General features: G+C 72.8%; 8 protein-coding genes. 5 read left to right on the top strand and 3 right to left on the bottom strand.

The window, feature by feature from the left end:
* Positions 1-4: 4 nt before the first annotated feature.
* From ACGIF2_RS08405 to ACGIF2_RS08395, 3 genes are read right to left on the bottom strand one after another with little or no spacing between them, the layout of a single operon-like run.
* Entirely contained in the window at positions 5-856 is an 852-nt protein-coding gene (locus tag ACGIF2_RS08405) for a carbohydrate ABC transporter permease (protein WP_396045453.1), read from the bottom strand.
* A 2-nt stretch (positions 857-858) separates the two neighbouring features.
* On the bottom strand, positions 859-1,833 hold the full coding sequence (locus ACGIF2_RS08400) for a carbohydrate ABC transporter permease (protein WP_396045451.1): 975 nt from the start codon (positions 1,831-1,833) through the stop codon (positions 859-861).
* Positions 1,830-3,095 carry an extracellular solute-binding protein gene (locus ACGIF2_RS08395; RefSeq protein ID WP_396045449.1) on the bottom strand — a complete coding sequence of 422 codons (1,266 nt, stop codon included), beginning with the start codon at positions 3,093-3,095 and terminating at the stop codon, positions 1,830-1,832. The genes ACGIF2_RS08400 and ACGIF2_RS08395 overlap by 4 nt, the downstream gene beginning before the upstream one ends.
* Before the next feature lie 162 nt (positions 3,096-3,257).
* On the opposite strand from ACGIF2_RS08395, the gene ACGIF2_RS08390 reads away from it, so the two are divergent.
* The 5 genes from ACGIF2_RS08390 (at position 3,258) to ACGIF2_RS08370 (ending at position 12,710) form a co-directional block, all read left to right on the top strand.
* Complete coding sequence (locus tag ACGIF2_RS08390; protein WP_396045447.1) at positions 3,258-3,914, top strand: carbonic anhydrase; 657 nt, start codon at positions 3,258-3,260, stop codon at positions 3,912-3,914.
* Positions 3,915-3,945: 31 nt separating this feature from the next.
* Positions 3,946-5,385 carry a class II fumarate hydratase gene (locus tag ACGIF2_RS08385; protein WP_396045445.1) on the top strand — a complete coding sequence of 480 codons (1,440 nt, stop codon included), beginning with the start codon at positions 3,946-3,948 and terminating at the stop codon, positions 5,383-5,385.
* Positions 5,386-5,549: 164 nt separating this feature from the next.
* The gene (locus ACGIF2_RS08380) at positions 5,550-8,840 is read left to right on the top strand and encodes an FtsX-like permease family protein (protein WP_396045443.1); all 3,291 of its coding nucleotides are present in this window, start codon (positions 5,550-5,552) and stop codon (positions 8,838-8,840) included.
* Positions 8,837-11,578, top strand: coding sequence for an FtsX-like permease family protein (locus ACGIF2_RS08375; RefSeq protein WP_396045441.1), 2,742 nt, complete (start codon positions 8,837-8,839; stop codon positions 11,576-11,578). The genes ACGIF2_RS08380 and ACGIF2_RS08375 overlap by 4 nt, the downstream gene beginning before the upstream one ends.
* A 97-nt stretch (positions 11,579-11,675) precedes the next feature.
* Positions 11,676-12,710, top strand: coding sequence for an ABC transporter ATP-binding protein (locus ACGIF2_RS08370; RefSeq protein WP_396045439.1), 1,035 nt, complete (start codon positions 11,676-11,678; stop codon positions 12,708-12,710).
* Positions 12,711-12,716 lie beyond the last annotated feature (6 nt).

Genomic DNA, 12,716 nt, shown 5'->3' with positions numbered 1-12,716 from the left:
GGGCCTAGCCCTTGACGGCGCCCTGGGTGAGGCCCGCGACGATCTGTCGCTGGAACAGCAGGACGAGGATGACCACGGGGATGGTGACGACGACCGCGGCGGCGGAGATCGCACCGGTCGGCTCCTCGAACTGCGAGGCGCCCGTGAAGAACGCGAGGGCCGCCGGCACGGGTCGCGCCCGGTCGGTCGACGTGAGCGAGATCCCGTACACGAAGTCGTTCCACGCGATGAAGAACGCGATGAGCGCGGTGGTGAACACGCCGGGCGCCGCGAGCGGCACGATCGCCTTGCGGAACGCCTGCCAGCTCGTCGCGCCGTCGACCTGCGCGGCCTGCTCGAGCTCCCAGGGGATCTGCCGGAAGAACGCCGCGAGCGTCCAGATCGAGATCGGCAGCGTGAGCGACAGGTACGGGATGATCAGGCCCGCCCACGTGTCGTACAGCCCGATGTTGCGCCACAGGTTGAACAGCGGCGTGACGATCGAGATGGCCGGGAAGATCGACACGCCGAGCGCTGTCGTGAGGATGAGCCGCTTGCCGGGGAACTGGAGACGACCGATCGCGTACGCGGCGAGCGTCGCGAGCACCACCGCGATGACCGTCGCGATGAGCGAGATGCCGATCGAGTTCCGAAGCGAGGACAGGAAGAGGTCCTGCGCGATGCCGTCCGACGCGAGGATCTGCTGGTAGTTCGTCGTCGTCCACGTCTTGGGCCAGAACAGCCCGAGGTTGAGCTGGCTCGGCAGCTTGAACGAGGTCGCGAAGATCGAGACCACCGGGAACAGTGCCCACAGCATGACCAGGACGGTGATGACCGCCCACCAGAACCGTTGCCGGCCCGTCAGCGCGCCGCTCATCGCTACTCCCCTCTCGCGCTGGCGAGGTCGACCCTGAACAGCTTGATCGCGATCCAGCAGATGAGGATCACGCACAGGAACAGCAGCACCGAGATGGCCGAGCCGAGCCCGATCTCCAGGCGCCCGATCGAGGTCTTGTAGGCGAGCAGCGACAGCACGGTGGTGCCGTTCGCGCCGTTCGTCATGATGAAGACGTTGTCGAAGATCCGGAACGCGTCCAGGGCCCGGAACAGGACGGCGACCATGATCGCGGCCTTCATGTTCGGGATGATCACGCGCAAGAACCGCTGCCAGGACGTCGCTCCGTCGACCTCGGCGGCCTCCTCGAGGTCGATCGGCACCTGCGAGAGCCCCGCGAGGAGGAGGAGCGAGATGAACGGCGTCGTCTTCCAGATCTCCGAGGCGATGATGACGAACAGGCTCGTGCCGGTCTCGGCGAACCAGTTGAGGTTGGTCGAGATGCCGGGCACCCAGCCGAACCAGTGGTTGATGTACCCCGAGTTGATGTCGAACGCGTAGAACCACGCGAACGCCGAGACGACCGTGATGATCCCGTACGGGACGAGGATCGCCGTGCGGAGCAGCCCGCGCAGCCGCGTGATGGCCCGGTGCATGACCAGGGCGAGCGCGAACCCCAGGATGAGCTCCACGACCACCGTGATGACAGTGATGAGCAGCGTCACAGCCACCGACTGCCAGAACAGCGAGTCCCGCAGCACGACCCAGTAGTTCTCGAGCCCGATGAAGGCCTTCTCGTCCGGCGTGGTCAGGCGGTACCGGAACAACGAGTCGTAGAACGCCTGCAGGATCGGGTACAGGGTGACGGCCAGCATGACGACGAATGCGGGGCCCGCCAGGTACCAGCCGAGCCGCGCCTCGGCCCGCGTGCGCTCGCTGTGCGCGGCCTTGGCCGCGTGCTCGTCGGTCGTGGGCTCCGCGCGGCGGCGCCCGTGCTCCGGTGTGACGTCGGTGCTCACAGCAGACGCTCCCCTCGCAGGACGGCCGTGATGAAGTCGGTGGACGTCGTCGGCGTCGTGTCGGGATCGACCGAGCTCGGCGGGTGCCACGTCTGCTGCAGGCCGATCGACACGTCGTTGTAGTACGGCGTCTGCGGACGCGGGACGGCCTGCTCGAGCGACTGCCGGATGACGTCGGCCATCGGGTAGGCCTCGAGGACCGCGGGGTCGGCGTAGGCGGCGGTGTTGGACGCCGGGTTGCCGTTGGTCGCGAAGTAGAAGGCCTGGTGCTCGGGGGTCGCGATGCACTCGGCCGCCTGGAAGGCCAGGTCGGTGTACTTGCTGAAGGCCCCGACACCGAGGTTGATCCCGCCGTAGGGCGTGCCCGCCGGCGTGCCCGCCGTGACCTGCGGGTAGATGGCCCACCCGATGTCGTCCACGAGCGACTGCGGGAGCGTGCCGTCCGCGACGGCGGCCGTGGTCGCCGACCAGACGAACGGCCAGTTGACCATGAACGAGCCCTTGTCCCCCTGGAAGACGCTCAGGCTCGCGTTCTCGTCCTCGGTGGGCAGGCCCGGTCCCCCGAGCCCTTCCTTGCCGATCGTGCCGATGATGCGGGCGGCCTCGCGGCCCGCGTCGGTCTCGAGACCCAGCTGGACGTCCTCGGCGGGCGCGGTGGGGTTCTCGACGATCTTCCCGCCCGCCGAGGCGACGAGCGCGTTGATCCACACCGTGAGCGACTCGGCCTTGGTCCCCTGCACCCCGAGGTACACGTCCTGGGTGCGCACAGCGTCGATGAGCTGGTCCCACGTGACGGGCTGGGTCATGTCGAGCCCTGCGGCCGCGGCGACCGACTTCCGGTACCAGAGCAGCTGCGTGTTCGCCCAGAACGGGACGGTCACGAGCTCGTCCTTCCAGGTGGCCCCGGCGAGAGCACCCGCGACCACGTCCTTGCTGACCCGCGTCTGGACGTCGTCGGGCAGCGGTGCGAGGAAGCCCGGCTCGGCCAGCTCGGGGATGAACGGCGGGTCAAGGCTCATCAGGTCGATCGAGGAGTCCTTCGCGGCGAGCCGCCGGGCGAGCTGTTCGCGCTGCGAGCTCGCGTCGCGCGGCAGCACCGACGTCTGGATCCGGTACGCGCCGTCCGCGGACTCGGTGCACTCGGCCGCGATCGTCGCCTGGCCGCCGTTGTCCGGGTTGATGTACCACGTGAGCAGCGGGGCTCCGCTGCCCGAGCTCCCGCACGCGGCGAGCGTCCCGGCGACCGCACACGCGGCCACCATGCCGACCAGCCTCGTTCGTCGTCGCACGCTGCCCCCCACCTGCTGCGCTGCCGTGGTGACCAGGACTACACCCGGGCGAATCGCCCTGCCACTCGGACGGCCCCCTCCCACATCGCGGTCGGGTCGTAGGCAGCGGGCGCGACGCCTGCGACGATGACGTCCATGTCCCGACCTGCATCGCCCGCCCAGGCCTGGTCCGCACTGCGCGAAGGCAACGACCGTTTTGTCCGCGGCGAGATGGCACACCCCTCGCAGGGCATCGAGCGGCGCGCTGAGCTGAGCTCGGCGCAGGCGCCGTTCGCTGTCATCTTCGGCTGCTCGGACAGCCGCGTCGCGGCCGAGATCATCTTCGACCAGGGCCTCGGCGACGTGTTCGTGGTGCGGACCGCGGGGCACGTGCTCGACACGACGGTGATCGGGTCGATCGAGTACGGCGTGGACGTCCTCGGTGCGTCGCTCGTCGTCGTGCTGGGCCACGACTCGTGCGGCGCGGTGGCGGCGGCCACGACGGCCCTGACCACGGGCGAGGTGCCGAGCGGCTTCGTGCGGGCGATCGTCGACCGTGTCATCCCGAGCATCGTGTCGCTCACGGGCAGCGCGGGCGGTCCCGGTCTGGCGTCCGTCGACGCGGCCACGCTGGGTCACGAGCACGTGCGGCACACGGTGCACATGCTGCAGTCCTACTCGCGATCGCTGGCCGACGCGGTCGAGGCCGGGCGCTGCGCGATCGTGGGCCTCGAGTACACCCTGACGGACGGCCGGGTGCGGCTCACCGAGTCGATCGGCGACGTGGTGGAAGAGCCGCCCGTCGCACCGTGACAGCGCCTGCCTCGGTGGCAGGATGCGAGGTATGAGTCCGCACGCCGATGACGCCGTTGCCCCCACGACCACGACCCCCGCAGGCTTCCGCACCGAGCACGACACCATGGGTGAGGTGCTGGTGCCCGCCGATGCGCTGTACCGGGCGCAGACGCAGCGCGCGGTCGAGAACTTCCCGATCTCCGGCACGCCCCTCGAGCGCAGCCACATCGAAGCCCTGGCCCGCATCAAGAAGGCCGCCGCGCGCGCGAACGCCGAGCTGGGGGTGCTCGACGCCGACGTCGCGGCCGCCATCGCGACCGCGGCCGACGACGTCGCCTCGGGTGCGTACGACGCGCACTTCCCGATCGACGTGTTCCAGACCGGGTCCGGCACGTCTTCGAACATGAACACCAACGAGGTCCTCGCGACCCTGGCCTCGGCAGGGCTGGGCCGCCCCGTCCACCCGAACGACCACGTCAACGCCTCGCAGTCGTCCAACGACGTGTTCCCCACCTCCGTGCACGTGGCCGCCACCGCCGGTGTGGTGCGCGACCTCGTGCCCGCGCTCGAGCACCTGGCCGGCGCGCTCGAGGCCAAGGCGGCGCAGTTCGCGGGAGTCGTGAAGTCGGGTCGCACGCACCTCATGGACGCGACGCCCGTGACGCTCGGGCAGGAGTTCGGCGGGTACGCCGCCGCGGTCCGCTACGGCGTCGAGCGACTGCAGGCCGCGCTCCCCCGCGTCGCCGAGGTGCCCCTGGGCGGGACGGCGGTGGGCACCGGGATCAACACCCCGGCCGGCTTCCCGCAGCGCGTGATCGAGCTGCTGCGCGAGGACACCGGGCTTCCGCTCACCGAGGCGCGCGACCACTTCGAGGCGCAGGGAGCCCGCGACGGCCTGGTGGAGCTCTCGGGGGCGCTGCGCACCATCGCCGTGAGCCTGACGAAGATCTGCAACGACCTGCGCTGGATGGGGTCGGGCCCCAACACGGGGCTCGGCGAGATCGCCATCCCCGACCTGCAGCCCGGCTCCTCGATCATGCCCGGCAAGGTCAACCCGGTGATCCCCGAGGCCGTGCTGATGGTCGCGGCGCGCGTGATCGGCAACGACGCGACGGTCGCGTGGGCCGGGGCCAGCGGCTCGTTCGAGCTCAACGTGCAGATCCCCGTGATCGCGCTCGGTGTGCTCGAGTCGATCCGGCTGCTCGCCAACGCGACGACAGCGCTCGCGGACAAGACCGTCGCGGGCATCGAGGCGAACGTGGAGCGGGCGCGGGCGCTCGCGGAGTCTTCGCCGTCGATCGTGACCCCGCTCAACCGGGTGATCGGCTACGAGGCGGCCGCGAAGATCGCCAAGCACTCCGTCAAGCAGGGTCTCACCGTCCGCGAGGCCGTGATCGACCTCGGCTACGTCGCGCGCGGCGAGCTCACCGAGGACCAGCTCGACCAGGCACTCGACGTGCTCGCGATGACCCGCCCGCCGCAGCGCTGACCTGCGACGTCGCCGTGACCCCGGGCTAGGTCACGGCGGCGTAACGATGTCGGCGCCCCGGCGAGACATCGTGCGGAAACGCTCCCACACCCGTGGCGCACCAGCTACCGTCGCGGTCATGCCTCTGCCCGGAGGCCACGGACGACGACGTCGGGAGGCTCTTCGTGGGGTGGGCCACCCTGGTGCTGCGGCGCCGCGCAGCGACCCAGCGGATGATCCTCGTGACTGTGCTCGCGGTCGCGATCACGGGCTCGGGGCTGCTCGGCACGTTCGCGCTGCTGCTCGGCAGCAGCCAGAACCGAGCGCTCGACTCGTGGCTCAGCCGCCAGCCCGCGAGCGCGACCGAGGTCGAGGCCGATCTGAGCATCGGGCTCCGCGATCCCGTCGTCGCGGTCGACGCCGCGGCGGCGGCGCTGGACGAGATCCTCGGGCCGGTCGCCTCGACCCGCGCCGACTGGCTCTCCTCGGTGCCCTACACGCTGCCGGTCACCCCCGAGAACCCCCGGGTCCCGCTCGCCCTGCTCGGCGCGTACCCGGAGGTGGCCGCCCACGCGGAACTCGTCGCCGGCACCTGGACCACGACCGACGCTTCTGCCGACCGCGTCGAGGTCGTGGTGCCGCAGGCGGCGGTCGACCGCTTCGGCTGGGAGGTCGGCGCCGAGGTCGCCCTCGCCAGCACCTCGCGGAACGTGACGCTCACGGCCGTGGTGGTCGGCGTGTACGAGGCGTCGGCCGAGCGCACGTACTGGGAGCGCGACACGCTCCAGGGCGCCGGTCATGACGACCGCTTCGTGGTGCCCGGGACGTTCGGCGCAAAGCTCACCGACGCGTACGGCCCGCTGATCACGACGAGCGCGACGATGCTCGGCTCCGCCGTCGAGACCTCCGACGCCCGCATCGTGCTCAGCCCGGACATGACCACGACCGCCGCCGGCGAGCTCGGGGCGATGCGCGAACGGCTCGACTCGGGCCCCACGACGCTGCTCAGCGCGACGAGCGGCAACGTGCTGAGCGCCGTGCTCCTCACCCGGCTCCCGTCGACCATCGACGGGGCGGCCTCGCAGCTCGCGGTCACCCAGGTCGTCCTCGTGGTGCTCGGCCTCATGCTCGCCGTGCTCGCCGTGACCGTCCTGCAGCTCGCGGCTCGCCTCCTCACCGAGCGGCGCACCGCCGAGCAGACGCTCCTCACGTCCCGCGGCGCCTCCGGGCGCCAGCTGCTGCGCCTCGGCGTCCTCGAGGCCCTGGCGGTCGCGGCCGTCACGACTCTCGCCGCTCCCTGGCTCGGCTGGGGTGTGCACCACCTGATCTCCGCACGCGAGGAGTTCGTCCTGGCCGGGCTCGACGCCGACCCCGGCCGGCCGGCAGCGCTGTGGGTCACGTGCGGCGTCGCTGCGCTCGTCTTCGCGGTCGTGCTCGTGAGCCCGCTGCTGACACGCGGCGGCAGCGTGGTCGACACCGAGCAGCAGCGCGTCCGCCAGGACCGTCGCGGCGCGATGACCCGGTCGGGGCTCGACGTCCTGCTCGTCGGGCTCGCGCTGGTCGCCTACCTGCAGCTGCGCCAGTACCGCTCGCCGGTGCTGCGCAGCGGCGGCCTCGACCCCGTCCTCGTCGCGGGACCTGCGCTGTTCCTGCTCGCAGGGGCCGCCGTCGCGCTGCGCGTCGTGCCCCTCGTCACCGCGCTCGCCGAGCGTCGGGCTCGTCGAAGCCGGTCGCTCGCCATGCCGCTCGCCGCGTGGGAGGTGAGCCGCAGGCCGCGTCGCGCGTCGGGAGCCGTGCTGCTGCTCACGCTCGCCGTCGCCGTCGGGGTCTTCGCCCAGTCGTTCCTCGCCACGTGGCACCGCTCGCAGACGGACCAGGCGACCGTCCTCGTGGGCACCGACCTGCAGGTCCAACGGCTGGGTACGGAACCGCTCGTGCAGTCGTCCGCCATCGGGGCGTTCTCGGGGGTCGAGGCCGTCTCGGCGGTCACGTCGCGCACGGTCCAGCTCGGCCAGAAGGTCGAGCTGAACGGCCTGACCACGTCGACGCCCGCGGAGCTGCTCGCGGTCGACACCACCCAGGCGGGCGCGCTGCTGCCGGGGACGCTGCCCGACGGCCGCTCGTGGGGCGACGTCCTCGGCGCCCTCGCGCCCACGACACCCGTCACGGGCATCGAGCTGCCGACCACGACCCGGGCGCTGACGCTCGACGTCACGGCATCGACCGAGGCGGACGCCGACCTCCAGCTCCTCGTCGAGGTCCTGGTGCAGGACGCGCACGGTGTGCGGGCCGCGCTCGAAGCCGACGCGCTGGTCTCGTTCGACGGTGCACCGCGCACCGTGGAGGTCACGCTCGCGCCCCGCGGCATCGAGGACGCGGACCCGCTCGTCGAGCCCGTCGCGGTGCTCGGCCTGATCGGTCGGGTGCTCGGAGACGACGCGCCCACGCTCACCGACGAGTTCTCCTACGTGGTCCAGACCCAGGCGCTGACGGCCGTCGGGGCCGAGGATGCCCGGACGCCCCTCGACCTCGGCCGCGCCGAGTGGGACGGGCGCTCGTTGCCCAGCTACTTCGGCGAGGTCGGGGCGCTCACGAGCCGCACGTCGTCCGACCGGCGCACGCTCACCGTGATCGACGACGGAGGGCGCGCCGGCACCGTCACCCCCGGCTTCGTGCTGAGCACGGTGCCGAGCGCTCCGCCCGTGCCGATCGTCGTCTCCGACGAGCTCGCCAGCGCGATCGACGCCACGACCGGCGACCGCTTCTACGCGATGGTCGACAACCTGGCCGTGAAGATGGAGGTCGTGGGGCGCGTGCCCTACCTGCCGTCCGTGCCGCACGGCAAGGCGTTCGTGGCCGACCGCGACGCGCTCGGACGCGTCCTGCTCCTCGCGGGCCACACCGACCCCGTGCTCGACTCCTGGTGGCTCGCGGTCCCCGACGCACGGGCCGCGGAGATCGCCCAGGACGTCCGCGAACGGCTCGGGGGCACCACCACGGACCTGGCCGCGCTGGAGACCGAGATGATCGACGGGCCGCTGCGGATCGGCATCCAGTCCGCGCTGTGGGTCACGGTCCTCGCGGCGCTCGCCCTCGCCGTCGCCGGCTTCACCATGAGCGCCACGGTGTCGGTGCGGCTGCGGCGGCTCGAGTTCGCGCGTCTGCAGGCTCTGGGCGCACGGCGGTCGGGGCTGGTCCGCTCGGTCGTCGCCGAGCACGCGCTGCTCGCCGTGCTGGGGTTCGTCTCGGGTAGCTTGCTCGGCACGTTCCTCACGCGGCTCATCTCGCCCCGCGTCACCGTCGCGCCCGACGGCTCACCTCCCGTGCCCGACGTCCAGCTCGTCTGGGCCTGGCCGAACCAGACAGCGCTCCTGGTCACCCTCGGCGTGCTGCTGGCGCTGGCCGTGACCCTCACCACGACGGTCCTGCTGCGCCGCGCGTCGGCCGAGCTGCTGCGGCTGGGGGACGACCGATGACCACCCGCCCGAACCCCTTCGCGACCACCACCGCGGGCGCCCTGCTCGTGGTGCGTCGACGAGCCCGAGCTGATCGTGGCCTGGTCCTCGGCTCGTTGCTGCTCGTGGTCGTCACCTGCTTCCTGGCGCTCAGCGGGCCGCGACTGCTCGCGTCGGCGGTCGACGCAGGGGCGCGCGACGCGGTCGAGCGCGCAGGCACCGGTGCGGACCTCGTCGCCGAGCTGCCCTCGACCGTGACCACCGCCGGCATCCGCTACCAGGCCGACGCCGCGAGCCTCCTGCGTGCCGCAGGTCACGACATGTCCGACGCCCTGCCGCACGAGATCGCCCCTGTCGCCGGTGCACCGGTCACCGGGTTCGTCGCCGACGCCCGGCTGCTCACCCACCCGGGGTCGGCTGTCGCGGCCGGGCTCGCGTGGTGGTCGACCCTGGCCGACACGGGCATGACCTGGGTCGAGGGCGCGGGTCCGGGCCCGTCGCCCGTGCTCCCTGACCGGTCGGACCTCGGCCCCGGTGAGGAGATGCCGACGCAGCTGGTCGAGGTCGCGATCTCACGGGACAACGCCGAATCCCTCGAGCTGCACGTCGGCGACCACCTGCCGATGCTCCGCGGCTCGTCACAGACCGTCGAGGCCGTCGTGGTCGGCATCTTCGAGCCCTCCGACACGACCGACCCGGTGTGGGACGTCACGACGGGTCTGCTGCGGGCGGGCACGACCGCCGGCACGCAGGTCATCCCCCGCGTCGGCCTCGTGCTGAGCGATACCTCGCTGCCCGACGCCATCGCGGCGACCGCCTCGGAGACCCAGCGCGCCTGGGTCCGGTTCCCCGTCGTCGCCGACGGTTTCGCCGGTGCGGAGGCGCCTGCCCTGGCCAACGCGCTGAGCCGCGTCGCGGCCGACCCGAGCCCCCTGCTGACCTCCTACGGGGTCCCCGGGATCCGCACCGAGCTGACCACGGTCCTCGCCGAGTACGGCGAGCGCCTGCGCGGGGTCTACGCCCAGGCCTACCTCGTGCTCACCGGGGTCGTCGCGGTCGGCGCCCTGTCGTTGCTGCTCGCCGGCCGCCTGGTGGTCGAACGGCGGCGCCAGGTGCTCGCCGCCGAACGTGCCCGCGGCGCGTCCGTCGCGTGGGTCGCGCTGACGCTCGCGGGCGAGTCGGTGCCGCTCGCGGCCCTGGGCCTGGGCCTCGGCGCGCTCGCCGCGAGCGCCGTCGCACCCGGCACCGCATGGGTCTGGGGCCCCGGGGTGGCCGTCGCCGTCGCGGCGTCGCTGGCGGTGCCCGTGGGCGGCGCCCTGCTCGTCGCGAGGGCATGGACCGGACGCCAGCTCCCCGCGAACAAGCGGGACCGCGAACGGCTCGCGAACCGGGAGCGGGGGCGCCGACTCGTCGCCGAGGCCGGGGTCGTGGTGCTGGCGCTCGGGGCCGCAGCCGCGGTGCGCGGGCGAGGTCTCCTCCAGTCGCAGACCCAGCAGGTGGACCTGCTGCTCGTCGCGACGCCCGCGCTGCTCGCTGCCGCCGGGACGGTCGTCGTCGTGCGCGCTCTCCCTCCGGTGATGCGTCTGGTCGGGGGCCTCACGACCCGCAGCCGTGGGATCGTGCCCGTCGTCGCGGCCGCCCGGGCAGCCCGCAGCCACGGCACCGGGCTGCCGCTGCTCTCGCTCGCGATCTCGCTCGCGCTCGTCGTCTTCTCCGGCAGCGTCGCGGCCTCGGTCGCCGAGGGTCAGGTACGGGCCGCAGACCAGCGCGTCGGGGCCGACGTGCGGATCGACGGCACGCTCCCTGACGGGCTCGCGGCACAGCTGCGCGCCGCCCCCGGGGTCGACGCAGCCGCGGCGGGTCTGCGGACGCCCGGGCGCACGTTCAACCTGAACAGCGGGCAGAAGGTCACCCTCCTCGCGGTCGAGGCCGCGGAGCTCGACCCGATCCTCGCCCGTCACGACGAGCGGTACGCGGGCGAGCTGCAGCAGCTCGCCCCCCAGGACCCCGGTGCCGCGCCCCGCGCACTCGTGAGCCCTGGGCTGCTCGACGCGGTGCACAGCATCGGCGCGTCGGTGTTCGGCGGCAACGGCTTCATCGACCTCGACGTGGTCGGCACGACCGACCTCGCCGCGGCCGGTGAGCAGCTCGTGATCGTCGACCTGGACGTCTTCGCGGCCGCCGGCACGGACCTCACCGTGCCCGACATGCTGTGGGTCGACGGCCCCGGCGCGGTCGACGCGGTCGACGCCGCCCAGCTCGACGACGAGGCCGGTCTGACGGTCTCGGACCGCGAGCAGTGGCTCGCGGACATCCATGCGTCGCCGTTGACCACGGGGATGCTCGACCTGCTGCGCGTCGCTGCCGTGGTCCTCGCGCTCCTCGCCTCGGTGGCGCTGGCCCTCACCGTCGTGGCGACCGCCCCCGAGCGGGGCCGCACGCTGTCGGCGCTGCGGACGCTCGGCCTCGACGGGCGGCTCGCACGACGCATCACGATCGGCGAGCTCCTGCCGCTCTCGCTCGCGGCCCTCGTCGCGGGCGGCGCGATCGGCATCGGGCTGCCGCGCGTGCTCGGTGACGCCCTCGGCCTGGGCTCGCTCACGGGCGAGCTGCGGGCAGCCCCCGCAACCTTCTCGGCCACGTCGCTGGCCCTCGCCACCGGCGCGATGCTGCTCGCCCTCGTGGTGAGCGTCGGGGTCGAGGCAGTCGTCCGGCGCCGGGACCGGCTGGGCGACGTGCTGCGGGTGGGCGAGCGATGAGCCGGCAGCCCGCACCGGCGGGACCACGACCGGCACCATCAGCTGAGCACGGGCACGGGCACGACGAGCACGACGCCGACCAGACGGGAGCACTCCGGTGAGCACCACCCAGACCGCCGATCGCCAGGCGCTCGACTCGCTCGAGGAGAGCGCGCAGCGCCGACCCGACGAGTTCGGGCAGCACGCGCTCATCGCGTGCGACAACCTCGTACGCATCTACCAGTCCGAGGGCATCGAGGTGCAGGCGCTCCAGGGCCTCGACCTGCTCGTCGAGGCCGGCGAGGAGGTCGCGATCGTCGGGGCGTCGGGCTCGGGCAAGTCGACGCTGCTCTCGGTGCTCTCCGGACTGGACGTGCCCACCGCCGGACGGGTGCGCGTCGGCCCCTGGGACCTCACGGCCATGACGGCCCGGCAGCGCGTCACGTACCGGCGGACCATGGTCGGCTTCGTGTGGCAGCAGACCGCGCGCAACCTCGTGCCCTACCTCACGTCGCTCGAGAACGTGGCCTTCCCGCAGGCGCTGGCCGGGGTCGGGGCGAAGCAGCGGCGCCGACGCGCCACCGAGCTGCTCGACATGCTCGGGGTCGGCTACTGCGCGGGGCGCCGCCCGGAGCAGATGTCGGGCGGCGAGCAGCAGCGGGTCGCGATCGGCGTCGCGCTCGCCAACTCCCCCCAGATCCTGTTCGCCGACGAGCCCACGGGCCAGCTCGACACCGTCACCTCGGTCGAGGTGCTCGAGTCGCTGCGCAGCGTGAACCGCGAGCTCGGCGTGACAGTGGTGGTCGTCACGCACGACGCGTCGGTCAGCGAGCACGTGCAACGCACCGTCGCGATCCGTGACGGGCGCACGAGCTCGGAGGTGCTGCGCCGCACGCACACCGACGAGCACGGCGCCGAGTCGGTCATCGCCGAGGAGTACGCGGTGCTCGACCGTGCGGGTCGCGTCCAGCTCCCCCGCGAGTATCGCGAGGTGCTCGAGCTCACCGGTCGGGTGCGGCTCGCGCTCGAGCAGAACCACGTCGCGGTGTGGCCCGACCGACCGCGGCCGGCGGCGCCTCCACCCGGACGCGCGCCGCGCCACGCTGCCGCGCCGGCGCCGTCCGCCGCTCCCGCCACCGAGGAGGCACCGTGACCACCG

The organism is Cellulomonas sp. P22 (assembly GCF_044392165.1).
The sequence above is the reverse complement of the archived record's forward strand: the minus strand, read 5'-3'. Positions and strand labels throughout refer to the sequence as shown.

Excerpts from the sequence above, each read along its gene's own strand:
- ACGIF2_RS08405 (WP_396045453.1), bottom strand. The coding sequence starts at position 856 with ATGAGCGGCGCGCTGACGGGCCGGCAACGGTTCTGGTGGGCGGTCATC.
- ACGIF2_RS08395 (WP_396045449.1), bottom strand. The coding sequence starts at position 3,095 with ATGGTGGCCGCGTGTGCGGTCGCCGGGACGCTCGCCGCGTGCGGGAGC.
- ACGIF2_RS08390 (WP_396045447.1), top strand. The coding sequence starts at position 3,258 with ATGTCCCGACCTGCATCGCCCGCCCAGGCCTGGTCCGCACTGCGCGAA.
- ACGIF2_RS08385 (WP_396045445.1), top strand. The coding sequence starts at position 3,946 with ATGAGTCCGCACGCCGATGACGCCGTTGCCCCCACGACCACGACCCCC.
- ACGIF2_RS08375 (WP_396045441.1), top strand. The coding sequence starts at position 8,837 with ATGACCACCCGCCCGAACCCCTTCGCGACCACCACCGCGGGCGCCCTG.